23 protein-coding genes and 1 riboswitch are annotated in these 23,214 nt (G+C 69.1%); of the genes, 17 read left to right on the plus strand and 6 right to left on the minus strand.

Annotation, left to right across the window (positions count from 1 at the left end; all coding sequences use genetic code 11):
* Positions 1 to 56 precede the first annotated feature (56 nt).
* Together FRW57_RS04275 and FRW57_RS04280 are read left to right on the plus strand one after the other, a co-directional pair.
* Positions 57 to 512 (plus strand): FxsA family protein, encoded by a 456-nt coding sequence (locus FRW57_RS04275; RefSeq protein WP_152185406.1) that lies wholly within the window; start codon positions 57 to 59, stop codon positions 510 to 512.
* 25 nt (positions 513 to 537) lie between these two features.
* Complete coding sequence (locus FRW57_RS04280; RefSeq protein ID WP_152185407.1) at positions 538 to 747, plus strand: hypothetical protein; 210 nt, start codon at positions 538 to 540, stop codon at positions 745 to 747.
* Between the two features lie 73 nt (positions 748 to 820).
* On the opposite strand, the gene FRW57_RS04285 is transcribed toward FRW57_RS04280, so the two are convergent.
* From FRW57_RS04285 to FRW57_RS04295, 3 genes are all read right to left on the minus strand, one after another.
* The gene (locus tag FRW57_RS04285; RefSeq protein ID WP_137120856.1) at positions 821 to 1,180 is read right to left on the minus strand and encodes an RNA polymerase-binding protein RbpA; all 360 of its coding nucleotides are present in this window, start codon (positions 1,178 to 1,180) and stop codon (positions 821 to 823) included.
* Between the two features lie 178 nt (positions 1,181 to 1,358).
* Complete coding sequence (locus FRW57_RS04290; protein WP_152185408.1) at positions 1,359 to 2,750, minus strand: MFS transporter; 1,392 nt, start codon at positions 2,748 to 2,750, stop codon at positions 1,359 to 1,361.
* An 87-nt stretch (positions 2,751 to 2,837) separates the two neighbouring features.
* A complete protein-coding gene (locus FRW57_RS04295; protein WP_152185409.1) occupies positions 2,838 to 3,539 on the minus strand; it encodes a histone deacetylase in 702 nt (233 codons plus the stop codon).
* Positions 3,540 to 3,928: 389 nt separating this feature from the next.
* Here FRW57_RS04295 and FRW57_RS04300 point away from each other — a divergent pair, with 389 nt between their 5' ends.
* The 6 genes from FRW57_RS04300 (at position 3,929) to FRW57_RS04325 (ending at position 11,367) form a co-directional block, all read left to right on the plus strand.
* Positions 3,929 to 5,797, plus strand: coding sequence for a chloride channel protein (locus tag FRW57_RS04300; protein ID WP_203230205.1), 1,869 nt, complete (start codon positions 3,929 to 3,931; stop codon positions 5,795 to 5,797).
* Positions 5,798 to 5,888: 91 nt separating this feature from the next.
* Positions 5,889 to 6,944, plus strand: coding sequence for a tellurite resistance/C4-dicarboxylate transporter family protein (locus tag FRW57_RS04305; RefSeq protein WP_238999293.1), 1,056 nt, complete (start codon positions 5,889 to 5,891; stop codon positions 6,942 to 6,944).
* An 87-nt stretch (positions 6,945 to 7,031) separates the two neighbouring features.
* Entirely contained in the window at positions 7,032 to 8,546 is a 1,515-nt protein-coding gene (gene putP / locus FRW57_RS04310) for a sodium/proline symporter PutP (RefSeq protein ID WP_152185410.1), read from the plus strand.
* 104 nt (positions 8,547 to 8,650) lie between these two features.
* Complete coding sequence (locus tag FRW57_RS04315; protein ID WP_152185411.1) at positions 8,651 to 9,463, plus strand: serine hydrolase; 813 nt, start codon at positions 8,651 to 8,653, stop codon at positions 9,461 to 9,463.
* A gap of 22 nt (positions 9,464 to 9,485) precedes the next feature.
* Positions 9,486 to 10,313 carry an SMP-30/gluconolactonase/LRE family protein gene (locus tag FRW57_RS04320; RefSeq protein WP_203230206.1) on the plus strand — a complete coding sequence of 276 codons (828 nt, stop codon included), beginning with the start codon at positions 9,486 to 9,488 and terminating at the stop codon, positions 10,311 to 10,313.
* Between the two features lie 88 nt (positions 10,314 to 10,401).
* Positions 10,402 to 11,367, plus strand: a complete 966-nt coding sequence (locus FRW57_RS04325; RefSeq protein ID WP_152185413.1) for a helix-turn-helix transcriptional regulator — start codon at positions 10,402 to 10,404, stop codon at positions 11,365 to 11,367.
* 57 nt (positions 11,368 to 11,424) lie between these two features.
* Here FRW57_RS04325 and FRW57_RS04330 read toward each other — a convergent pair whose 3' ends face one another.
* Positions 11,425 to 11,967 carry a DinB family protein gene (locus FRW57_RS04330; RefSeq protein ID WP_152185414.1) on the minus strand — a complete coding sequence of 181 codons (543 nt, stop codon included), beginning with the start codon at positions 11,965 to 11,967 and terminating at the stop codon, positions 11,425 to 11,427.
* Between the two features lie 41 nt (positions 11,968 to 12,008).
* On the opposite strand from FRW57_RS04330, the gene FRW57_RS04335 reads away from it, so the two are divergent.
* From FRW57_RS04335 to FRW57_RS04365, 7 genes are all read left to right on the plus strand, one after another.
* Complete coding sequence (locus FRW57_RS04335; RefSeq protein WP_137120849.1) at positions 12,009 to 12,419, plus strand: VOC family protein; 411 nt, start codon at positions 12,009 to 12,011, stop codon at positions 12,417 to 12,419.
* A gap of 96 nt (positions 12,420 to 12,515) precedes the next feature.
* Positions 12,516 to 14,894 (plus strand): ATP-binding cassette domain-containing protein, encoded by a 2,379-nt coding sequence (locus FRW57_RS04340; RefSeq protein WP_152185415.1) that lies wholly within the window; start codon positions 12,516 to 12,518, stop codon positions 14,892 to 14,894.
* 477 nt (positions 14,895 to 15,371) lie between these two features.
* A complete protein-coding gene (locus tag FRW57_RS04345) occupies positions 15,372 to 15,788 on the plus strand; it encodes a VOC family protein (RefSeq protein ID WP_152185416.1) in 417 nt (138 codons plus the stop codon).
* A gap of 66 nt (positions 15,789 to 15,854) precedes the next feature.
* The gene (locus tag FRW57_RS04350; protein ID WP_202911452.1) at positions 15,855 to 16,358 is read left to right on the plus strand and encodes a CBS domain-containing protein; all 504 of its coding nucleotides are present in this window, start codon (positions 15,855 to 15,857) and stop codon (positions 16,356 to 16,358) included.
* 52 nt (positions 16,359 to 16,410) lie between these two features.
* The gene (gene pdhA / locus FRW57_RS04355; RefSeq protein ID WP_137120845.1) at positions 16,411 to 17,517 is read left to right on the plus strand and encodes a pyruvate dehydrogenase (acetyl-transferring) E1 component subunit alpha; all 1,107 of its coding nucleotides are present in this window, start codon (positions 16,411 to 16,413) and stop codon (positions 17,515 to 17,517) included.
* The gene (locus tag FRW57_RS04360) at positions 17,514 to 18,506 is read left to right on the plus strand and encodes an alpha-ketoacid dehydrogenase subunit beta (protein WP_137120844.1); all 993 of its coding nucleotides are present in this window, start codon (positions 17,514 to 17,516) and stop codon (positions 18,504 to 18,506) included. The genes pdhA and FRW57_RS04360 overlap by 4 nt, the downstream gene beginning before the upstream one ends.
* A gap of 8 nt (positions 18,507 to 18,514) precedes the next feature.
* Positions 18,515 to 19,882, plus strand: coding sequence for a dihydrolipoamide acetyltransferase family protein (locus FRW57_RS04365; protein ID WP_203230207.1), 1,368 nt, complete (start codon positions 18,515 to 18,517; stop codon positions 19,880 to 19,882).
* 104 nt (positions 19,883 to 19,986) lie between these two features.
* Here FRW57_RS04365 and FRW57_RS04370 read toward each other — a convergent pair whose 3' ends face one another.
* Together FRW57_RS04370 and FRW57_RS04375 are read right to left on the minus strand one after the other, a co-directional pair.
* Complete coding sequence (locus tag FRW57_RS04370; RefSeq protein WP_152185417.1) at positions 19,987 to 20,469, minus strand: OsmC family protein; 483 nt, start codon at positions 20,467 to 20,469, stop codon at positions 19,987 to 19,989.
* 209 nt (positions 20,470 to 20,678) lie between these two features.
* A riboswitch (SAM riboswitch) is annotated at positions 20,679 to 20,809 on the minus strand.
* Positions 20,810 to 20,959: 150 nt separating this feature from the next.
* Positions 20,960 to 21,133, minus strand: a complete 174-nt coding sequence (locus tag FRW57_RS04375; protein WP_152185418.1) for a CsbD family protein — start codon at positions 21,131 to 21,133, stop codon at positions 20,960 to 20,962.
* 112 nt (positions 21,134 to 21,245) lie between these two features.
* Between FRW57_RS04375 and FRW57_RS04380 the strand changes: the two genes are divergently transcribed.
* Both FRW57_RS04380 and FRW57_RS04385 read left to right on the plus strand, forming a co-directional pair.
* Entirely contained in the window at positions 21,246 to 21,824 is a 579-nt protein-coding gene (locus FRW57_RS04380; RefSeq protein ID WP_152185419.1) for a peroxidase-related enzyme, read from the plus strand.
* An 85-nt stretch (positions 21,825 to 21,909) separates the two neighbouring features.
* Positions 21,910 to 23,214, plus strand: a 1,305-nt coding sequence (locus FRW57_RS04385; protein WP_338055352.1) for an MFS transporter, incomplete at its 3' end; no start/stop codon positions are given.

Here is a 23,214-nt window from a genome sequence, read left to right on the forward strand (position 1 = left end):
TGAGCCAGCTGCCGATGGCCTGACCGGCGCGCGCCTCCCGGCCGCGGTGGCTGCGGATGACCCTGCTGGTCCTGCTGCTGGTGCCGCTCATCGAGATCGTGGTCATCATCGCCGTCGGTCAGGCCATCGGCGGCTGGCTCACCTTCGTCCTGCTGGTCGCGTGTTCGCTGCTCGGCGCGGTGCTGATCAAGCGCGAAGGCAGCCGGACCTGGGGCGCGCTCCGCAAGGCCCTGGCCAGCGGGAGGATGCCGGCCAAGGAGATCGCCGACGCCGCCCTGGTGCTGGTCGGCGGGGTGCTGCTGCTGACCCCCGGCTTCGTCACTGCCGCAGTCGGGCTGTTCTTCCTGCTGCCCTTCACCCGGCCGGTCACCCGCCGCTGGCTGGAGCTGGCCGTGGGCCGACGACTGCTGCGCACGCCCGGTGTTCCGCCCGGGATGGGCGGCCCCTCCGGCACCGGACCGAGGCGCAAACCGCCGCCTGACGACGACGTCATCGAGGGCGAGATCCTCTGACCCCCGGCTTTGCTAGCGTCCGGCCATGGCGACCACACGGCAGGTCTTCGTCGACCACGACGGCCAACGTCTCGGCATACGGGTGCATGCCGCGCCCGTCGCCGATGCCCCGGCCCTCGTCTTCTGGCCCGCCATGGGGGTCCCGGCCGGCCCGGCGCCAGGCTCGACCACGTGCGGTGGGCCCTCGCGGCAGGTCCGCTCGCCACCCGGATCCACGCCTTCGCCCGGCAGGTGACCTGACGCCGAGAACACAAGACCCCCGCACCAGGAAGGGGATCCGGTGCGGGGGCTTCGCCCGAGCGCTCAGCTCAGGCGGTGCGCTTGCGCCGCGGCTTCTCGCCGCGTGAGGCGCGCAGGACGGTGAGGCGCTCCTCGAGGAGCTCTTCGAGCTCGGGGATGGAGCGGCGTTCGAGCAGCATGTCCCAGTGGGTGCGGACGTGCTTGGTCGGCTTACGCTCGGGCTCCGGCCCGTCGATGAGCTTGGCCTCCTCGCCGCAGCGGCACTCCCACAGCGCGGGGACGTCGGCTTCGACGGAGAAGGGCAGCTCGCTGATGTGGCCCTGAGGGCAGGCGTAGCGCACGATCTGGCGATCGCTGAGCACGACGTTCTCGTCGCTCTCCATCGAGAGTGAACTCAGGTTGGTGCCTCGCAGTGATCGTTCGGCCATGACGGTCTCCCAACGTGCTTGCCACGCGCAGGTGCTGCGTGGGGTTCATAGGTGACAACGAGTCTTCCCCGCGGGATGTTCCGATCCCGTGCCCGTTTTGGCCACAAAGATGCGATTGTATGCCGGATCACACCACGAGCGCCAACCCACCCCCCGGAGACGCCCCGAGCGGTGCAGGTCAGAGCACGGCGGGGAGCTGGTTGCCGGCATCGAGGATGCCCCGGCGCATGTCGACCCTGGACAGCAGCGCGGCACCGAGGACGAAGAACACGACGAGGGCGATGATCGAGAGCCGGTAGGAGTGGGCGAACTGGTAGACCAGCCCGAACAACAGGGTGCCGAACCAGCTCGTGCCCCGCTCCATCGCCTGGTAGAGGCTGAAGTACTCGGTCTCGCGCCCCCGAGGGACCATCTGGCTGTAGAGCGACCGCGACAGAGCCTGGCTGCCGCCGAGCACGATGCCGATGAGCACCGCCAGCGCCAGCCAGAGCGGGTAGGACCCAGTGGGCACGAAGAAGGCGAGGGCCACCACCAGGGTCCACAACCCGAGGCTGTACAACACGACCCGCCAGGCGCCGAAGTGGCCGGCGAGGCGGCCGAACAGCAGCGCCCCGCCGAACGCCACGAACTGGACCAGCAGGATGGTGATGATCAGCTGGCTGTCGGTGAACTTCAGCTCCTCCTTGCCGTAGAGGCTGGAGGAGCCGATGACCGTCTGGATGCCGTCGTTGAAGAAGAGGTAGGCGAGCAGGAACATCAACGTGTGCGGATAGTGGCGCAGGTCACGGAAGGTGGTGACGAGCTGGCGGATGCTGCCACCGATGACGCCAGCCTCGCGGGCCACCGGTGTCGCGGTGGTGCCGGTCACATCGCGCAGGCCCAGCACGGGCACGAGGGTGAACACCGCCCACCACGCACCGGCCGAGAGCAGGCTGGTCCGGATCGCGGTGCCGTAGCTCAGGCCGAACGACTCGTAGGCGGTCAGCAGCACCAGGTTGAGCGCGAGCAGGAGGCCACCGCCGAGGTAGCCGAGCGCCCAGCCGCGGCTCGACACCTTGTCGCGGTCGTCGGGTACCGCGATCCGGCACAGGAGCGCGTCATACACCACCAGGGACGACCCCAGGCAGAGGTTTCCCACGATCAGCAGGAGCACCCCGAGCTGCCAGTTGCTGCCTGCGACGAAGAACATGAGGCACGCCGCGGCCGAGCCCACCCACGCGAAGCCGCCGAGCAGGCGAGTCGGGTGCCGTGAACGGTCGGCGATGGCACCGACGTAGATCAGGATGAGCGCGGAGACGATGGTCGAGATGGTGAGGGTGTAGGGAGCGAGCGAGCCCGGCGCGATGGGTATGCCCAACACGTGCAGGTTGGTGTGGCAGGCGACGTCGCTCGGCTGGTCGGGGCAGGCCGCCTTCTTGGCCACCGACGTCAGGTAGGGCGAGAACAGCACGGTCGCCGTGGTCGTGACGTAGGCCGAGTTGGCCCAGTCGTACCAGTACCACGCCCGCTGGTGGCGGCGCTGGTGGTCGGTGGGTGCCGACGCTGTTCCCCCCAAGGCCGCGTACGTCATGGCGGCAGCCTGCCACACGGGCACACCCGCGTCGGCGAAGCCGGGACGGCCGGCTGCGCCCGGCGGGGAGGGTCTGTTGCCACCGGCTCAGCAGCGCTGGAGGGCGGCGACCAGTTCCTGCCGGTCCCACTCGTCGCCGCCGGGGCAGCCGTGGATGTAGTCGGCCTGGGCCTCCGACTCCATGCCGAACGTCTCGGCCAGACCGCCTCCGATCATCCGTGCGTAGGCCGGGCTGGGCGGGTGCGTCTGGACCAGGAAGCGCTGGCCGCCGCGGACGGCATACTCATCGCCCCGCAGGGCGGCCGCGGAGGTGAACTCGGAGGTGAAGGTGACCACGGGAACGTCCTCCCGGTCACCGAGGTGGCAGAGCACGGCGTAGATGCCGGTGCCGCACCTGGTGCGGCCGCGTCGGATCACCTCGTTCAGCGGGACCCGGGGCGCCTCTGCGGCGATCGTGCCGGAGTTCTCGAAGTGGACCACCTGGTCGAACTGCTCGGTGGTGATCAGGTAGGCCCGACCGAGGATCTCCTGCCCGGGTCGCTCGGCCTCGTCGGCGAACGCGACGCCACCTCCCCAGGTGGGGGAGCGGGTGGCGAAGTGCAGCCTGCCAGCCCACCGGATGGGGGTGTCGGCGCCCGGGGGAGCGCAGTCGCTGCAGCCGGGGTAGCTGCGAGCGGCGCCAGCGGGACGCCCACCCTGCAGGTAGTTGAGGAACCGGCCGCGGTACATGTTGGAGCCGTACGACGCGTACCAGACGTGCGCCGGGCGCGGGGGAGTGCTGGTGGACATCACGACCAGTCTGCCGCACCGCGCCCGGTCCAGACCGTGGGACCCGCCGCGCGAACCCTTGTAACCACGTCACAGGAGGGTTACCTTCATGAGATCGATTGAGTCGATCGATAGGAGGTATGGCGATGTCTCCCCACCGATCGCGTCGGAAGCCCGAAGGGCCTTGACGAGACCACGACTCTGCTGTGGGCGCCCGGTCTGACCCGGGCGCCCACAGGCGTGTCCGGCCCCGAGAGGAAGCGAGGTCGGACCGGTGCCCGACCAGCAGCGACCTGCGCCACACCCCTGCTGACTGATAGCCTCCCGCTCGCCGTCGGGCCGGCCCAGCGACTCTCGGGCCCGTGCCGCCGGCGCCCCTCGACCCATCGCGTCAGAACAGTCGGAGAACCTTGTCCCAGAGCAGTGCCGTGCCCCGTCCGGCGATCGAGCACCTCGGAGACTTCCGCGTCGGGTGGCGGATGGTGCGTATCACCGGGATCGCGGTGGTCGTCGGATGTGTCAGCGCACTGGTCGCCTGGCTGCTGCTCAACCTCATCGGGCTGGTCACCAACCTGGTCTTCTACCAGCGCTGGGACACCGCCCTCGTCGCCCCCGGCGCCACCGACCACAACCCGCTGCTGGTCCTCGCTGCCCCGATCTGCGGCGGTCTGGTCGTCGGCCTGATGGCACGCTACGGCTCCGAGAAGATCCGGGGGCACGGCATGCCCGAGGCGATCGAGGCCATCCTCATCGGCGGCAGCAAGGTCAAGCCGCGCGTGGCGATCCTCAAGCCGATCTCGGCAGCGATCACCATCGGCACCGGGGGGCCGTTCGGCGCCGAGGGCCCGATCATCATGACCGGTGGGGCTTTCGGCTCGATCGGAGCGCAGTTCCTCAAGCTGACCGCCGACGAGCGCAAGACCCTGCTGGTCGCCGGCGCCGCGGGGGGTATGGCTGCGACGTTCAACGCCCCGCTGGCCTCCGTCCTGCTCGCGGTCGAGCTGTTGTTGTTCGAGTGGCGGCCGCGCAGCTTCGTCCCGGTGGCCGTCTCCGTCTGCGCCGCGACGATCGTCCGCGGCTACGTCATCGGCACGGCGCCGGTGTTCCCCGTGCCGCACGCACTGGGGGACATCGACATCGCCGTCTACGGCGGCGCCATCGTCATCGGGCTGCTCGGCGGGGGACTGGCGGTGATCGCCACCCAGCTCGTCTACCTCGCCGAGGACGGCTTCAAGCGGCTGCCGATCCACTGGATGTGGTGGCCGGCGATCGGTGGCGCGATCATCGGCATCGGTGGGCTGATCGAGCCGCGCGCCCTCGGGGTCGGCTACGACGTCATCCAGTCGTTGCTGGACGGTTCGGCGAGCATGAGCCTGATCCTCGGCATCCTCATCGTCAAGACGCTCATCTGGTCGTTGTCGTTGGGCTCGGGCACTTCCGGCGGCGTCCTCGCTCCCGTCTTCATGATCGGCGGGTCGCTCGGCGCCCTCGTCGGTCACGTGCTGCCCGGGGTCAGCCCGGGCTTCTGGGCCCTCGTGGCGCTGGCCGCAGTGGTCGGCGGGGTCATGCGTTCGCCCTTCACCGGAGTGATCTTCTCGCTCGAACTGACCCACGAGTGGGGTGCGCTGCTGCCCCTGCTGCTGGCGGCGACACTGGCCCACGGGCTCTCGGCGCTGGTCCTCAAGCGGTCGGTGCTCACCGAGAAGATCGCGCGTCGCGGCTACCACCTCACCCGCGAGTACGACGTCGATCCGCTCGAGGTGCTGTTCGTCCACGAGGCACTGAAGCTGGACCTCGTCTCCTTCGAGTCGGGCACCCCCGCCGGTGAGGCGGCCAGCACCTTCGTGGCGGAGCAACGGCAGGTGCGCAACGAGCAGCACCGGCAGCGGCTCTACCCGGTGGTCGACGCCCAGGACCGGCTGGTCGGCGTCGTCACGCGCCGGGACATGCTCAACGTCGCCCTGTCCGGTGACGGGAAGGACGCCCCGGTCGACGAGCTCGCCATCACCGACCCGGCGGTCTGCTTCCCCGACGAGACCCTGCGCACCGTCGCCTATCGCATGGCCGACCTCGGCGTGTCCCGGATGCCGGTCGTGGATCGCGACGACCCGCGCCGGTTGGTCGGACTCATCACCCTGGTCGACCTGCTTGCCGGGAGGCTGCGCGACCTGCGCGAGGAGCGGGCGCTGGAACGGGTTCTGCACGTCCGGGAGTTCTTCCCGACGGCGCCCTGGCGCACGCGGGTTCGCTCCGAACGAATCCCGGGCGAGGACGAGTAGGCGCGACACGCGTGCCGACACCCGGGTGACCGGCACGGCATACGTCTGGCAACCTCCCCGTCCCCGCGCGCGGCCACGGTAACGTCGGGTCGTGTTCGCCGGAGGGATGCACCGGTCTCGAGCTGCCGTCGGCAGGCTGTCGCCGGGATATTTCGCCCTGGTCATGGCCAGCGGCATCATCTCGGACGGGCTGCACCAGACGGGCGCCGCGATCCTGTCGACGCTGCTGCTCGTGGTTGCCGCCATCAGTTTCGTCCTGCTCGTCGTGCTGAACGGGTGGCGGCTGGCCCGCTTCCGTCGGTACGTGGTGCTCGACTTCTTCGACCCGGAGCGGGCGTTCGGTTACTTCACGTTGGTGGCCGGTGCGGGCGTGCTCGGCAGCCGACTCGTGGCGGGGGGCCAGATCCATTGGGCCCTCGCGCTTTTCGTCATCGCCATCGTCGGCTGGCTGCTGCTGGGCTATGGCGTGCCGTGGGCGACCATGCTCGACCGAGGTCACCGGTCGACGGTGCGCAACGCCAACGGGTCCTGGTTTCTGTGGGTCGTCGCCAGCCAGTCGGTGGCAGCCCTCGCCGCGATCCTCGAACGCGAACTGCACCGGGGGCAGCACCTGTTGTCCGTGTTGTCCGTGGTCGCGTGGTCGGTGGGCGTATTCCTCTACGGCGCGGAGAGCCTGCTGATCGCGCTGCGGGAGATGCTCTACGACGCGGACTTCGCGCCGTCCTACTGGGTGGCCATGGGCGCGGCCTCCATCACTGTGCTGGCAGGTGCGGAGCTCCTCGACGCTCCCGGAACGGCGATCATCGGGAGCGTCCACGCCGTCGTCGACGGCGCCACAGTGATGTTCTGGGCCCTGGCGACCTGGCTGGTGCCGATGCTGGTGGTGGCCTTCTGCTGGCGGCACCTGTGGCAGCGCGACTCGCTCGCCTACGACGTGAACCTCTGGAGCATGGTCTTTCCCCTCGGGATGTATGCCGTGGCGTCGATGGAGCTCGGCAGGGCCGAGGGGCTCCCGTGGGTGGAGCGGATCGGGCAGGTCGAGCTGTGGGTTGCCCTCGCGGTGTGGAGCGTGACGTTCCTCGGGATGTTGGCGCACCTCTACCGCACGGTGTTGCGCCCGGCGGATCCGGTGACGGTGCAGTCGTGAGCCGACGCAGAGAGCTCGTGCATCGCACCGGCGAGATCTGGTGCGGGGCATGACCCAGCGAAGACGCGGGTCTGCCATACTCCCACGATGTCTGACCACGCCTTCCAGCTATTGGCCATCTGTGTCTACCTCGCGGGGATGCTTGCGATCGGCTACTTCGCCTTCCGGCAGACGAGCGACCTCGACGACTACATGCTCGCCGGACGGGGTCTTCGACCCGGCGTCGCCGCCCTCTCCGCCGGTGCGTCGGACATGTCGGGTTGGCTGCTCATGGGACTGCCCGGTGCGATCTACGCCTCCGGCCTGGTCGAGTCCTGGATCGCCATCGGCCTGACCATCGGCGCCTGGCTCAACTGGAAGTTCGTCGCCCCGCGTCTGCGCTCCTACACCGAGGTGGCACAGAACGCGATCACCATCCCGAGCTTCTTCGAGAAACGGCTCAAGGACAACTCGCACATCCTGAGAATCTCAGCCTCGGTGGTGGTGCTGGTGTTCTTCACCTTCTACGTCTCCTCCGGGATGGTCGCGGCCGGCAAGTTCTTCGAGAGCTCGTTCGGGTGGCACTACATGGCCGGGATGGCCACCGTTGCCGTCGTCACCTTGACCTACACGCTCTTCGGCGGCTTCCTGGGTGCGACGCTGACCGACGTCGCGCAGGGGCTGCTGATGTTTGCCGCCTTGGTCGCGGTACCCATAGTGGCGGTCTTTCGGACCGGTGGCATCGGGACCACGGTGGACCGGATGCGCGACGTGAACCCCGACGCGCTCAACCTCTTCACCGGCTTCGGCGAGGGCAACAACCTCGTGTGGGCGCTCGGCATCTTCTCCACGGCCGCATGGGGACTCGGCTACTTCGGGCAGCCCCACATCATCGTCCGGTTCATGGCCCTGCGCACGCCCCAGGACGCCAGGGCCGGGCGACGGATCGGGATCGGCTGGATGGTCCTGACGGCGCTCGGGGCGATCTGCACCGCCCTGATCGGGCTCGCCTACTTCTCGGACAAGCCGGCAAGCGCGCTCGAGGATCCCGAGACCGTGTTCCTGCTGCTCAGCCAGATCTTCTTCCACCCGTTCATTGCCGGGCTGGTGCTGGCAGCGGTTCTCGCCGCCATCATGTCGACGATCTCGTCCCAGCTGATCGTCTCGTCGTCGGCCCTGGTGGAGGACCTCTACAACATCGTGGGCCGCGAGACCACCGCTCGCAAGCAGGTCATCCTGGGGCGGTCAGGGGTCCTCGTCATCGCGGTGATCGCCTTCCTCATCGCCTTGAACCGCGACTCCAGCGTGCTGCAGCTCGTGTCGTTCGCGTGGGCCGGGTTCGGTGCCGCCTTCGGCCCGCTGGTGCTGCTGTCGCTCTACTGGCGCGGGCTCACCGCGCCCGGCGCGATCGCCGGTCTGGCCGTCGCCACGGTCACCGTCTTCGTGTGGGGCAAGACCGCCGCGCTGCACGACCACATGTACGAGATCGTCCCGGCGTTCCTGCTGAACATCATCGTCGCCGTCATCGTCTCCCGGCTCACTGCTCGCGAAAACTCCCGCATCGACGACGAGTTCGCCCTGATGGAGGAGCAGGTGAGCGCCAAGGCCGACGCTCGCGCCTGAGCCGCGCGGAGACCGGCCCGCCTGCTCCGGCGCGTGGCGGAGTGGCGCTAGCGTGACGAGAGCGCCGCGCGAACGACGGTGCCGGTCGATGTCAGGGAGCAGCAGTGGGTCAGCAGGGTGCCGAGAGCGACGGGGTCCCGGTGGTCTCCTTCCAGGTCACCGATCGTGGAGGGAGGGTGCTCGCCGAACGCGAGCCTGACCGGCAGTTCTATGCCGCCTCGACGGTGAAGCTCGCTGTGCTGGTCGCGGCCATGCGCGCGGTGGACGACGGGACGCTGGCGCTCGACCAGGAGCTGACCTCGACCCGGCGGTTCGTCTCGGCCGCCCCGGGGGGCAACGAGTTCACGATGGAAGAGGAGTCGCTCGACCCCGGCATGCCCGTGGAGGGTTCGCCCATCTCGTTGCGCGACGTCCTCTGGCGGATGGTGGCGGTGTCCTCCAACGAGGCCACCAACATGGCGGTCGGTCGGGTCGGGCTGGACGCCGTCGCCGAGGCCTTCGCCCTGTGCGGCACCGACCGGTCCGTGATGCAACGGCTCATCTACGACCTGGAGGGCCGGGACGCCGGGCTGACCCACCTGGTGACCGCCCGCGACCTGGCCGCGGTCATGCGCGCCATCGTCAGCGGCCGCGCCGCCTCGCCGAAGTCGACCGGGGTCATGGTGTCGATGCTGGAGGCCCAGCAGATCGCCTACCTGGGTGCCGGTCTGCCCGAGGGCACCCGCTTCGGCTCGAAGTCGGGGTGGGTCCAGGGCATCCAGCACGACGTCGCCTTCGTCGCACCCTCGGGTGATCTCGATGGCGATGACACCTACGTGGTCGCGGTCTGCACGCGGGGCTATGCGGAGGCGGAGGCGACCGAGCTGCTGGCCGCGGTGTCGCGTCTAGCCTGGGACCTCATCGGCGATGAGTCCTGACTGCAGTGGCGGTCTTCATGGCGTGACCGTGTTGATGAAGGGCATCGTCTTCGGTGAGTCGCCCCGCTGGCACGCAGGCAGGCTCTGGTTCTCCGACTGGGGCGCGCACCAGGTGATAGTCCTCGACCGGGAGGGTCGCCATGAGGTGGTGGTTCGCGTCGAGTCCTTCCCGATGTGCATCGACTTCCTGCCGGACGGTCAGCTGCTCGTGCTGGACTCGGCAGGTCGTCAGCTGTTGCGCCGCAATGCCGTCGGCTCGATGACCACGCACGCCGACCTCTCGGCGATCTCCGACAAGCCATGGAACGACATCGTCGTCGACCGCAACGGCAACGCCTACGTCAACAGCATCGGCTTCGACTTCCCCGGTGGCGAACCCGCACCCGGCCTCGTCGCCCTGATCTCGGCGGAGGGAGTGGCCCGTGTCGTCGCCGACGACCTGGCCTTCCCCAACGGGATGGCGATCACCGCCGACGAGAGCACCTTGATCGTCGCCGAGTCCCACGGCTGCCGACTCACCGCCTTCGACCTCGGCCCGGACGGCACACTCGGCCACCGAAGGACCTGGGCCGAGACGCCCGGCGACCACCCCGACGGCATCTGTGTCGATGCCGAGGGCGCGGTCTGGTACGCCGACGTCGGCAACCGGCACTGCGTGCGGGTCCGTGAGGGCGGCGAGGTGCTCCAGACGATCGAGGTGGACCGGGGCGCGTTCGCGTGTGCACTCAGCCGTGACGAGCGTCCTGTGCTCTTCATCGTCGGCCAGGCCTACGGCGGGACTGATGACGCCGAGCCCACCGGGCAGGTCTGGGCCTATCCGGCGCCGGCGGCCGGCGCAGGCTGGCCCTGACCCGGTCCCCCTCAAAGACCACTCGGAATGGTGTCAGGCCAGTAGACTTCATCGCGGACATTCTGCTTCCGAGTTGCGAGGAGAGGCCATGCAATCCGAGGTGAGCCCCACCGCTCGGGCGCTGCTGACCCTCGAGCTGGTGCAGAACCGACCCGGCATCACGGCCGACCGGATCGCCGAACGGCTCGGAGTCACCTCGCGTGCGGCGCGGCGCTACATCGCCATCCTGCGCGAGGCAGAGATCCCGATCGACTCGGTCAGCGGGCCGGCCGGGGGATACCGTCCCGGCCGTGGTCTGCGGCTGCCACCGCTGCTGTTCAACCACGCAGAGGCGCTGGGCCTGGTGATGGCCGTCCTCGAGGGACGTCACGAGGCCACCGATCCCGGTGATCCCGTGGGCGACGCCCTGGGCAAGATCCTGCGGGCCATGCCCAAGTCGGTGGCCACCCAGGCGGACGCCGTCCGACGGGCCACTGCGCCGGCGCCGAACCGCACTGCCGTCCGGCCGGATCCGCTGAAGGCCGCCACGCTCGTGACCGCATGTTCAGAGCGCCGCCTCGTGCGGCTCGACTACCGGTCCGAGGCGGGGTCGCAGTGGAGCTTCGAGGCCGAGCCGTGGGCGGTCGTGGTCCGCTACGGTCGCTGGTACCTCCTGTGCCTCTCGCTGCCGGCTGGGGCGGTTCGCGCCTTCCGGATCGACCGCGTGCAGCACGTCGAGGTGCTCGACCGCGGGTTCGACCCGCCGGACGGGCTCGACCCGGTCAGCGAGCTGGAGCATCACCTCGGCACCGGCTGGGAGTTCGCTGCCGAGGTGCTCATCGATGCGCCCATCGAGCGGCTGGCCGAGCTGGTCCCCGGGCCGCTGGGGCGGCTCGAGCCGGTCGACGCCGAGGTGACCCGCCTCCTCGGAAGCACGAGCAATCCACCCTGGTATGCCGAGCAGCTCACCCGCATCCCGGCACCCTTCCGGGTCGAGGGCGGTCCCGAGATCCGGGCGGCGGTGCGAGAACTGGGGGAGCGGCTCCTGGGTGCGGTCTCCCTTCCGGACACCTGATCCGCCGAGCTCGGCCAGGGGCCTCCGCGGCCGGGTCGGGCGCCGTGATGGTGCGGGTCATCGCTGCTCCAACCGGCTCAGGTCGCGCTCGGCATACAGGCGGTTCTCCCACTCCTCGTTCAAGGCGATGAGCAGGCACTGCCTGACCGGAAAGTCCTGCTGCTGTGGCCAACCCGGCTCGGTGCGGCTCACGGTGGCGGCGAGCTGGTCAGCGGTGAGGGCCTCGATGACGTCGCGCACCATGTCCTGGCGCTGCCGGCGCACCGCGAGGACGTCGTCGAGCGACGGTCGCGCCTCGCGGTCCCGCGGGATCCCGTCCCACCCGGGCGCCTCGTCCCACGGAAGGTCGAGGCGATGCCACGGTGAGGGGTCGCCGAGGATCATCCGACCGACCCACGCCGCACTGGCGAAGTTCAGGTGCCGCAGGGTCTGGATGAAGGACCACTCGTCGTCGACGGTGGCGTGCAGCGCTTCGGGGGGAAACGACCGGGCTCGCGCGATCGTGTCCTCCCAGAGACGCTCCAGGATCGCCCACGCCTCGCGGAAGCCGTCCGGATCCTGCGGCCGCAGCTTCGCGCCGGCGCTGCACTGATCAGGAATCGAGAAGCAGCCGTCCTCGAGCCGCCGCTAATCTGGCCGACATGGACCTCACCATTCACACCACTGTCCTTCCCCACGATGACCCGGAGGCGTCAGTGGCGTTCTACCGCGACACGCTCGGTTTCGAGGTACGGATCGACGTCGGCAAGGGAACGATGCGCTGGATCACGGTGGGGCCCGAGGGCCAGCCAGGCACCTCCATCCTCCTGGCTCCGCCGGTCACCGATCCCGGCGTCACCGACGACGAGCGCCGCACCATCCTCGAGATGATGGCCAAGGGCACCTACGGCTGGATCATGTTGGCGACGAAGGACCTCGACGCGACTTTCGAGCAGATCCAGGCCAGCCACGCGGAGGTGGTGCAGGAGCCCACCCAGCAGCCGTATGGCGTCCGGGACTGCGCCTTCCGCGACCCCGCCGGCAACCTCGTGCGCATCCAGGAAGTGCACTGAGCCGCGTGGCACGGTGACTCAACGCGACCTGCACACTGGTGAGATCGGCGGCCGGGGACACCTTTCGCCAGCTGTCCCGCACGAGGAGAAGACACGATGAACAGGCCCGCGAAGAAGAACGCACTGCCCGCTGCGGACAGCCACGACCTGCTCCGTGTGCAGGGCGCCCGGGAGAACAACCTCAAGGACATCAGCGTCGAGCTGCCGAAGCGACGGCTATCGGTGTTCACGGGCGTCTCCGGCTCCGGCAAGAGCTCGCTCGTCTTCGACACGATCGCCGCGGAGTCGCAGCGGATGATCAACGAGACCTACAGCGCCTTCGTCCAGGGGTTCATGCCCACACTGGCCCGACCGGACGTCGATCACCTCGAGGGGCTCACCACCGCGATCATCGTCGACCAGGAGCGGATGGGTGCCAACCCGCGCTCGACCGTCGGCACCGCCACGGACGCCAACGCGATGCTGCGCATCCTGTTCAGCCGGCTGGGAGACCCGCACGTCGGGCCGCCGACGGCCTACTCCTTCAACGTGCCCACCCGCAGGGCCAGCGGGGTGATGTCGACGGAGAAGGCTGGCCGAGTCGAGAAGAACGTGGTGAAGCAGGCCGTGTACCTGGGTGGCATGTGCCCGCGCTGCGAAGGCATGGGCCACGTCAGCGACATCGACCTGACGGCGCTCTATGACGACTCGAAGTCGCTGCGGGACGGTGCGCTCACCGTGCCCGGATACTCGATGGACGGCTGGTACGGCCGACTCTTCGAAGGCATCGGACTGCCGATGGACAAGCCGATCGCCACGTTCACCAAGAAGCAGCTCGAGACGATGCTCTACGCCGAGCCGACAAAGATCAAGGTCGAAGGGGTCAACCTGACCTTCGAAGGGATCGTCCCCCGGATCCAGAAGTCCATGCTGTCCAAGGACCCGGAGGCGATGCAGCCGCACGTGCGTCGCTTCGTGGAGAGGGCGGTGGCATTCCAGACCTGCCCGGACTGCGAAGGCACCCGGCTCACGCCGGAGGCGCGGTCGTCGAAGATCCGCGGCAAGAGCATCGCCGACCTGTGCTCGATGCAGATCAGCGATCTGGCCGACTGGCTCCGCGAGCTGGACGAGCGGTCGATCGCCCCGCTGCTGACCGGGCTGCAGCACCTGCTCGACTCGTTCACCGAGATCGGGCTGGGATATCTCTCCCTCGAGCGACCCGCAGGCACCCTGTCCGGGGGAGAGGCCCAGCGCACCAAGATGATTCGCCACCTCGGGTCCTCTCTCACCGACGTTACGTACGTCTTCGACGAGCCCACCATCGGGCTGCACCCGCACGACATACAGCGGATGAACGAGCTGCTGCTGCGACTGCGTGACAAGGGCAACACGGTGCTCGTGGTGGAGCACAAGCCGGAAACGATCGAGATCGCCGACCACGTCGTCGACCTCGGTCCGGGTGCCGGCAGCGCCGGGGGAGAGGTCGTGTTCGAGGGGACGGTGGACGAGCTGCGGAGCAGCGGCACCCTGACCGGCAAGCACCTGGACGACCGCGCCTCCCTCAAGGCCTCGGTCCGCGAGCCGTCGGGTGCGCTGGAGGTGCGCGACGCCCGCACCCACAACCTGCAGGGCGTGGACGTCGACCTCCCGCTCGGCGTGCTGGTGGTCGTCACCGGGGTGGCGGGTTCGGGCAAGAGCTCGTTGATCACCGGCTCGGTGGCAAGCCGGGACGGCGTCGTCTCGGTCGACCAGGGAGCGATCAAGGGTTCCCGCCGGAGCAACCCGGCGACCTACACAGGCGTCCTCGACCCCATCCGCAAGGCCTTCGCGAAGGCGAACGGCGTGAAACCGGCTCTCTTCTCTGCGAACTCGGAGGGCGCCTGCCCAACGTGCAACGGTGCAGGCGTGGTCTACACCGAACTGGGCATCATGGCGACCGTCGAGTCCCCCTGCGAGGAGTGCGGCGGCAAGCGGTTCCAGGCCGAAGTGCTCGAGTACGAGCTCGGCGGCAAGGACATCAGCCAGGTGCTCGCGATGTCCGTCGCCGACGCGCATGCCTTCTTCGGCGACGAGGGCGTGGGTGTGGCTGCCGCCGCGAAGATCCTGCAGCGGCTGGAGGACGTGGGGCTGGGGTACCTGACCCTCGGCCAGCCGCTCACCACCCTGTCGGGCGGGGAGCGGCAGCGGCTCAAGCTGGCAACCCACCTGGGGGAGAAGGGCGGCGTCTACATCCTCGACGAGCCGACGACCGGCCTCCACCTCGCCGACGTCGAGCAGCTGCTCGGCCTGCTGGACCGCATCGTCGACTCCGGCAAGTCGGTCATCGTCATCGAGCACCATCAGGCCGTGATGGCTCATGCCGACTGGATCATCGACCTCGGCCCCGGCGCCGGGCACGACGGCGGACGCCTCGTCTTCGAGGGAACCCCCGGCAAACTCGTGGCCGACCGCTCCACCCTCACCGGGCAGCACCTCGCGGCCTACGTGGGGGCGTGACGGCGACGTCCGTGCCGGCGCCTTCGGCGCCCTCGGGTGCCAGAGCGCTGCGATCACGGCACTATGGGGTCGGCGGCATGCCCCGCACCCGAATCCATGAAAGAAGTGATCCACGTGCCACAGCACAGCGGCAGTGACGACCGGACCCGGCTCTGGGAGGACCAGGCGCCGCCGAAGCGGCTCGTCGGGTTCCAGAAGGTGCTGGTCGACCCAGGTGCGAGTAGGAAACGCCGATAATCTACATTATGTCAATTAATGGCGATCCCGATCCACCTGCACCATCGCCCGTGCGCCATAGAGGTCACTCCCCTGATCTGGATCGGGCCGGTTGGAGCGCAACTCGCGCTGGCGTTACTTCGGTGAGCGGGCGTCATACCGGTGTGTCGTTCGGCGTGTCGTCGAGTAGTGCCAGCGTCAGTTGCGACAGCGTCGGGCAGAACCGATTCCAGCCGCCTGTGACCCGCGCGAGGAGTTGCCATGGCCACCTATCCCCGATTCCTGCACACGGTGCTGGACGCCACCGACGCCCGTGGACTGGCCGAGTTCTATCGCGATCTCCTGGGCCTGCGCTACCGGCCCGGTGACGAGCCGCCGACTGACGGCAGCCAGGACACGGACGCGGACTGGCTGGTGCTGGTGGACGACCAGGGCCGCCGCGTGCTCGCGATCCAGAAGGTCGAGCAGCTGACCCCGTCGACCTGGCCGTCTCATGCGGTCCCGATGCAGCTGCACATCGACTACAGCGTCTCTGATGTCGACGAGCTCGAGCGGCACCGGGCGCGCGCCGAGCTGCTCGGCGCGCGAGTCCTGCTCGATCGCACGGACGACCTCGACGAACCGCTCTACGTGCTGGCCGATCCGGCCGGCCACCCGTTCTGCCTCCTCGTCGCCTGAATCGACCCGGACGAGACGTGGGGTGTGTGCCCCGGCTCCGCACTCCCCTACCGATAGACTCTCACCGTGTCACCTGAATCCAGCGTCTCCGGGCACCCTGCGACCACTGCGGGAGAGATCATGACGTCTCCGGTGATCACGGTGTCCCTCGAGTCGACGGTCGGTGCGGTCGCAGACACGCTGCGAGCCAACCGGATCAGCGGCGCGCCGGTCCTCGGGTCGAACGGCGCACTGGCGGGTTTGGTCAGTGAGTACGACCTGCTTGCCCGTTCGGGCACCACCGCGGCGGATGTCATGACCAAGAGCGTGATCAGTGTCAGCACGGGCACGCTCATCTCGGACGTGCGCCACCTGCTTGTGGATCGGCGGATCCGGCGCGTCCCCGTCGTGGAGGGCGGCACACTGGTCGGCATCGTCAGCCGCGGTGACGTCATCGCGCTGTTGGCGACGGAGTGGGTGTGCCAGGTCTGCGGTGAGTCGGTCCGTGGCGACCGCGCCCCGGAGACGTGCCCACGCTGCCACGCCACGAGCAACCGGTTCGACCTCGTGGAGCAGTCCCCCGGATTCTGATGGTCAGCACTCAGGTGGTCGCACGGCATACGACCGGCAGACAGGAGAGGTGATGGCGAGCAGGACAAAGGGCAAGGCCGACTCCGGTTTCGCGCCCCCGGATCTTCGCGCCGAACCGCCCGCGACCCTCCGCGATTACTACCGACAGATGACCTTGATCCGGGCGTTCGAGCTGCGGGCCAACGAGATGTACCGACGCGCGAAGATCGGTGGCTACTGCCACCTGAACCTCGGCGAGGAGGCGACGGTCGTCGGCCTCATGTCGGCGCTGGAGAAGCGCGACTACCTGTTCACGACCTACCGGGATCACGGATATGCGCTCGCTCGAGGGCTTGCCCCCGGCGCCGTCATGGCCGAGTTGTTCGGGAAGTCGACCGGAGTCTCCAAGGGCCTCGGCGGCTCGATGCACCTGTTCGATGCCAAGGCGCGGATGCTCGGCGGCTATGGCATCGTGGGTGGACAGATCCCGCCGGCCACCGGCGCCGCCAAGGCTCTGACCTATCGCGGGGACCCCGGCCCCGACGCCGAGGCCGTGATGTGTCTGCTCGGTGACGGCACCACCAACATCGGCGCCTTCCACGAGTCGCTCAACCTGGCGGCCATCTGGCACCTCCCGATCGTCTACGTCATCGTGAACAACAGGCTCGGCATGGGCACCACGGTGGAGCGTGCCTCGGCCGAGCCGGAGCTGTTCAAGCGGGGCTGTTCCTACCGGATGCCCGGCGAACGCGTCGACGGCGACGACCCGGTGGCCGTCCGCGAGGCAGCCCGCGCGGCGCTGACGCGGGCACGCACCGAGCGTCAGCCGTCCCTCCTGGAGACCATGAGCTACCGGCTCAAGGGCCACTCCGTGGTGGACCCGGCCACCTACCGCTCGCGGGAGGAGTCGCAACGGGTCCGCGACCTCGACCCGCTTCCCGCCTTTCGCAGCCGGCTCATCGAGGCCGGCGTCCTGGACGACGACGACGCGAAGGCGCTCGAGGAGGAAGCCGAGCAGCAGGTCGCCGAGGCGGTGGACTTCGCCGACAAGAGCCCGGACCCCCAGGTGAAGGACCTGTTCAACTACGCCTACGCGACGGACGTTGCCAACGCGTCGAGGCGCCTCCCTGCTGAGCCCGTCTTCCCCGTTGCCGACGACTCGACCGGAGGTGCCTCATGACCGAGATGACCTACCGGCAGGCGTTGCACGACACCCTGCGAGCCGAGATGCTGCGCGACGACGCGGTCGTCCTCCTCGGCGAGGAGATCGGGATCTTCGAGGGCTCCTACAAGATCACCGCGGGCATGCTCACCGAATTCGGCGACCAGCGGGTCATCGACACGCCGATCGCCGAAGAGGGCTTCACCGGCGCCGCGGTCGGTATGGCGATGCTCGGCCTGCGCCCGGTCGTGGAGATCATGACGCTCAACTTCACCCTGCTGGCGATCGACCAGATCGTCAATCACGGCGCCAAGATCTTCGGTATGTTCGGCGGCCAGACCTCGGTGCCCATGGTCATCCGGACTCCCGGTGGCGGCGGGCAGCAGCTGGCGGCTACGCACTCGCAGAACCTCGAGGTCTGGTATGCCCACGTCCCCGGTCTGAAGGTCGTCGCGCCCTCCAACCCGGCCGACGCCAAGGCCCTGCTCACCGCGTCCATCCGCGACGACGACCCCGTCCTCTTCCTGGAGAACCTGTCCCTCTACAACACCAAGGGCGAGGTGCCGGACGGTGAGCAGGTCGGGGAGATCGGCCGCGCCGCCATCGCCCGGGAGGGCTCCGACATCACGGTCATCAGCTACTCGCGGGCCACCCTCATCGCGCTCGAGGTGGCCCGTCAGTTCGAGTCCGAAGGCGTCTCCGTCGAGGTCGTCGACCTGCGCAGCCTCCGGCCCCTGGACCGGGAAACGGTCTGCGCATCGGTCCGCAAGACCACCCGAGCCGTGGTCCTCGAGGACGACTGGCTGACCTACGGGGTGGGCGCGGAGATCGCCGCGACCATCCAGGAGGGAGCCTTCGACCGGCTCGACGCGCCGGTGCGGCGCGTGGCTGCTGCGGAGGTCCCCCTCCCCTACGCCAAGCCCCTGGAGAATGCTGCCCTGCCGACCGCCCAGGACCTGACGAAGGTCGTGGGCGAGGTCCTCGACGCGACCAGGTTCACCCGCTAGGAGATCACATGCCTGACGTGCTCATGCCTCGCCTGTCCGACACGATGACCGAGGGCGTCGTCTCGCAGTGGCTCATGTCCGAGGGCGACGAGGTCCACCGCGGCGACGTCCTCGCCGAGATCGAGACCGACAAGGCCACCATGGACCTGGAGGCCTACGACACCGGCACGCTGACACGGATCATCGCCCAGGCCGGCTCCACCGTGCCGATCGGCGAGCCCCTGGCGGTCATCGGTGAGCCGGGCGCGGTCAGTTCCTCCGGATCCGGGGACGATCAGCAGGCCACCGGCGGCGAGAGCGAATCCGACGCCAGCGGAGCGAATTCCGAGGCGGCCAGGTCGGAGGACGCCGAGACCCAGGCCGGACAGGAGGCGGCGTCCGCCTCGACCGAGTCACAGGCCCCGCCATCGGCGGAGCCGACCGGCCGACAGGGCGCCCCGGCGGCCACGCGCACGCCAGCCGACCAGATCCGTGCGACGCCGCTGGTGCGCTCCCTGGCTCGTGAACGCGGCATCGACCTCACCACCGTTCGGGGGTCCGGCCCCGGCGGCCGGATCGTCAGGGCCGACCTGGACACGGTCCTCACCGGTCAGGGGGCTGGTGAGGACGCCACCGCACCGGCACCTGCGACGTCGACGCCTGCACCCTCCGCACCCTCTACACCCTCCGGGCCTGCCCCCACCGCTGGCCCCGACGACGAGACGGTGCCCCTCAGCCAGATGCGTCGCGTCACCGCACAGCGGCTGACCGAGAGCGCCGCCGCGCCACACTTCCACCTGACCATGCCGGTCGACCTGACCGCCCTGCTCGCCTTCCGCAAACAGCTCAACGAGCAGCTCACCGACGACGGGGTCCGGGTCAGCGTGACCGACCTGCTGGTGCGTGCGTGTGCAGTGGCCCTGCGATCCCACCCGGAGGTCAACGCTGCGTGGGCCGGCGACCACATCATCCGGCGGGGTCACGTCAACGTGGGCATCGCGGTCGCCATCGAGGACGGTCTCATCGTCCCGGTCGTCACGGATGCGGACCGCAAGACGCTCCGGGAGATCGCCGAAGAGGCGCACGACCTCGGGGACCGCGCCCGTGCCGGCAAGCTCAAGCTCGACGAGTTCACCGGTGGCACCTTCACGGTGAGCAACCTTGGGATGTTCGGCATCACCGAGTTCACCGCCGTGATCAACCCGCCCGAGGCAGCCATCCTCGCCGTCGGCGCCGGGGTCCCGACACCGGTGCTGAAGGACGGCGAGCTCAGCACCACCACCATCATGCGATTGAACCTGACCGTCGACCACCGCGTCCTCGACGGCGCCACCGGCGCGAGCTTTCTGCGCGACCTGGTCCGCCTGCTCGAGCAGCCGCTGCGGATCGTCACCTGACGGCCTGCCACGAGGACGATCCGGAGCAGGACCGCAGGGCACCTTCCCGGCCACGACCACGCGTCGCAGCAGGGAAGGCGCCGGTGCGGCGGGCTACAAAGGCCTCAGGCGGTCGCGTAGGTGGAGCGCACGGGGACCGTGCCGGCGAGGCTGTCGAGCACCGGGCAGTGCTTCTCGACCGCGTCGATGAGTTCCTGGTAGCGCTCGGGGCTCTCCGGCCCGGTGAGCTGCACCGAGACGTCGACCGACGAGAACCCGGGTCGCACCTCGTCATCCAGCCCCAAGAAGCCGCGCAGGTCGAGTTCACCGGTCAACGTCACGTCGACGTCGTCCACGGTGATGCCCAGCTGGGCGGCCCAGACCTGGAAGGTGATCACCTGGCAGGAGCCGAGCGCCGCCAGAAGGTGCTCCACGGGGTTCGCGCCGAGGTCCGTGCCGCCGAGAGTGGACGGTTCGTCGATCGTGAAGGAGTGGCGGCCAGCCCGGACGGACACCTCGGTGGGTGTTCCCGACACATGGCTGGCGAGCACCTCGGGGTGGATGAGCTGGGGCTCGTGGGTGGTCGTGGTGGTGGTCGTGGTGGTCATGGTGCCTCTCTCCGGGCAGGGCGACGCAGCGGCATACCGCGTGCCATTCGTGCTGTGAATTGGGGGCGTCACCGACCTGCGTCGGCTCGCGTGGGCCGCAAGGGCGCTCGGGCGGTCAGTGGCGACAACTGCTGCTGGTGACGCGAGAGAGGTCGACGTGGCGTCGACGCGTCAGCAGCAGGGTGATCGTGTGGGACATGATGTGGTCTTCCTCATCTCTCCCGCAGTGCGGGACGGACGTGGCACCTGTCGACCGCTGGCCTCCGGTGGAGGCCGACCAGCATGCGGTCGGGTTGCCGGGGCTTCAGCGGGCCGTTCCCTCTGCCCCTCGGGATGAGCGGTATTCGGTTGTAGCACAGGAGATTACCGACGCACGTGGAGCTCGCGCACTCGATGGCCACAGAATGAGACAGCCGTGCTCCGCGGAGCACGGCTGACCGGGCACAACTCCGCCCGACGTCCCGTGGGTGGGGCGCCGGGCGGGCCGTCGTCACTTGTTGAAGACGTCCTTGACGTCGTCACCGACCTTCTTGACCTCCGCAGAGGTCTGGTCCGTCTGACCCTCGGCCTCGAGCTGCTCGTCGTCGGTGGCCTTACCGGTACCTTCCTTGACCTTGCCCTTCGCGTCTTCCGCAGAGTGCTTCATCTTGTCGCTGAGTCCCATGTCGAGCCTCCTCCTCGGCGTGTCTCGCCTGCCCGCACAATACCCAGCCGACGCGGTCGTACACCCCTTGTGGGGCGCCGATCTTCGCAGCGGGAAGTGGCACCATCGAGCCATGTCCACACGGTTTCCTCCCGCCCAGCTCTCCGACGTCCCTGACGACATCCGGGAGGCCATCCTCCAGGTGCAGGAGAAGTCGGGCTTCGTCCCCAACGTCTTCCTGCTGCTCGCCCGCCGTCCCGCGGAGTTCCGCGCATTCTTCGCCTACCACGAGGCGCTCATGGAGAGAGAGGAATCGCACCTGACCAAGGGCGACCGCGAGATGATCGTGGTCAGCATCTCCGGCGTCAACCGGTGCACCTACTGCGTTGTCGCGCACGGTGCGCTGCTGCGGATCTTCGAGAAGAAACCTCTCGTCGCCGACCAGGTCGCGGTCAACCACCACACCGCCGACATCACGCCGAGACAGCACGCGGTGCTCGATTTCGCGCACAAGGTCAACACCCACAGTCACGACGTCGGGGACGCCGACTTCGCGGCCCTGCGCGAACACGGGCTGGACGACGAGGACGCCTGGGACATCGCCGCCATCACCGCGTTCTTCGGGCTGAGCAACAGGGTGGCCAGCGTCACCCGCACGATGCCGAATCCGGAGTTCTACCTCATGGGGCGGGTCCCCCGGGAGAAGAAGTAGCGTCGCCGGCGACGGGGCCCGCCACCGTTGCGGGAGGGCGCACACTGATTGACCTCAAGTCCGGTTGAGGCTCTACAGTCCCCCTGTGCTGACCGATCCCGCGCTCGCACCGGACCACCCGGTGGACGGAGTGCTCGGCGCACGCTTCCGTTGGATCACCATCGGCATGTGTGCGCTGGTGTTCCTCGCTGCCTTCGAGGCCCTGGCGGTCACCACCGTCATGCCGACCATCAGCCGGGAGCTCGACGGCGCGTCCCTCTACGCACTCGCGTTCGCGGGGCCGCTCGCCGTCGGCGTCATCGGCATGGTGCTCGCGGGAAACTGGTCGGACCGCGCCGGCCCCACTCCCCCGCTGTTCACGGCCGTCGGTCTCTTCGCCACGGGGCTGATGCTGGCCGGCCTGTCGCACACGATGCCGATGCTGGTGGTGGGACGCCTCGTCCACGGACTGGGTGGGGGCGGCCTGACGGTGGCGCTCTACGTCATGCTCGCGCGGATCTATCCCGCCCGCCTGCATCCGAGCATCTTCGCGGGATTCGCTGCTGCCTGGGTGATTCCCTCGCTCATCGGACCCTTCGCGGCAGGGCTCGTCGCGCAGTACATCGGCTGGCAGTGGGTCTTCCTCGGCGTCATCGTGCTCGTGGTACCCGCGATGATCATGGTGCTCCCTGCCTTGCGCATGGTGGGCCGCCCGGCGCCGGCGACAGACGTCCCGTGGAGCCTCAAGCGCCTGTCCTGGTCGGCCATCGCCGCCGGCGCGGTGCTCGCCGTCGACCTCGTCTCGCCGCTGCCGACCGCCCTGCGGTGGATCTGCACGGTGGCTGCGGCCGCGCTGGCCCTGCTGGCGCTCCGGCCCCTGCTCCCCCGCCACACCCTGCGGGCGGCAGCCGGTCTGCCGACCGTGATCCTGCTGCGAGGTCTGGTGGGCGGTGCCTTCGGCAGCGCCGAGGTCTACCTGCCCTACCTCCTGACCAGGCACTACCGGTGGACGCCGTCGGTCGCCGGACTGGCGCTGACCGCAGGCGCGCTCGCCTGGTCGGTCGGCTCAGCGATCCAGGGCCGGTATGCCGTGCAGCTCACCCACCGACGCGCGGTGAGCATCGGCGCGGTGCTCGTCTCCATCGCGATCGCGAACACGTGGGTGACGACCATCGTCGGACTTCCGGCGCTCGTGGCCGTGGTCGGCTGGACCCTGGGTGGCTTCGGCATGGGCCTGACCTATCCACGACTGTCGACCAGCATGCTGGCGCTCTCGAGCGAGCGCGACCGTGGCTTCAACAGCTCGGCACTCGCCATCGCCGACGCCATCGGCTCGGCGCTGGCGATCGCAGCGGCCGGGCTGGCCTTCGGGCTGCTGGTCGGCACGGGGGGCCGCTGGCCCTTCGTGGGC

Source organism: Segeticoccus rhizosphaerae, from assembly GCF_009192725.1.
GTDB lineage: Bacteria > Actinomycetota > Actinomycetes > Actinomycetales > Dermatophilaceae > Segeticoccus > Segeticoccus rhizosphaerae.

Bases quoted from the DNA above. Each gene is read 5' to 3' on its own strand.
- FRW57_RS04345 (WP_152185416.1), top strand. From the start codon at position 15,372: ATGGCCACCTATCCCCGATTCCTGCACACGGTGCTGGACGCCACCGAC.
- FRW57_RS04280 (WP_152185407.1), top strand. From the start codon at position 538: ATGGCGACCACACGGCAGGTCTTCGTCGACCACGACGGCCAACGTCTC.
- FRW57_RS04340 (WP_152185415.1), top strand. From the start codon at position 12,516: ATGAACAGGCCCGCGAAGAAGAACGCACTGCCCGCTGCGGACAGCCAC.
- pdhA (WP_137120845.1), top strand. From the start codon at position 16,411: ATGGCGAGCAGGACAAAGGGCAAGGCCGACTCCGGTTTCGCGCCCCCG.
- FRW57_RS04335 (WP_137120849.1), top strand. From the start codon at position 12,009: ATGGACCTCACCATTCACACCACTGTCCTTCCCCACGATGACCCGGAG.
- FRW57_RS04370 (WP_152185417.1), bottom strand. From the start codon at position 20,469: ATGACCACCACGACCACCACCACGACCACCCACGAGCCCCAGCTCATC.
- FRW57_RS04380 (WP_152185419.1), top strand. From the start codon at position 21,246: ATGTCCACACGGTTTCCTCCCGCCCAGCTCTCCGACGTCCCTGACGAC.
- FRW57_RS04360 (WP_137120844.1), top strand. From the start codon at position 17,514: ATGACCGAGATGACCTACCGGCAGGCGTTGCACGACACCCTGCGAGCC.
- FRW57_RS04290 (WP_152185408.1), bottom strand. From the start codon at position 2,750: ATGACGTACGCGGCCTTGGGGGGAACAGCGTCGGCACCCACCGACCAC.
- FRW57_RS04275 (WP_152185406.1), top strand. From the start codon at position 57: ATGACCCTGCTGGTCCTGCTGCTGGTGCCGCTCATCGAGATCGTGGTC.
- FRW57_RS04375 (WP_152185418.1), bottom strand. From the start codon at position 21,133: ATGGGACTCAGCGACAAGATGAAGCACTCTGCGGAAGACGCGAAGGGC.
- FRW57_RS04285 (WP_137120856.1), bottom strand. From the start codon at position 1,180: ATGGCCGAACGATCACTGCGAGGCACCAACCTGAGTTCACTCTCGATG.
- FRW57_RS04365 (WP_203230207.1), top strand. From the start codon at position 18,515: ATGCCTGACGTGCTCATGCCTCGCCTGTCCGACACGATGACCGAGGGC.
- FRW57_RS04295 (WP_152185409.1), bottom strand. From the start codon at position 3,539: ATGTCCACCAGCACTCCCCCGCGCCCGGCGCACGTCTGGTACGCGTCG.
- putP (WP_152185410.1), top strand. From the start codon at position 7,032: ATGTCTGACCACGCCTTCCAGCTATTGGCCATCTGTGTCTACCTCGCG.
- FRW57_RS04325 (WP_152185413.1), top strand. From the start codon at position 10,402: ATGCAATCCGAGGTGAGCCCCACCGCTCGGGCGCTGCTGACCCTCGAG.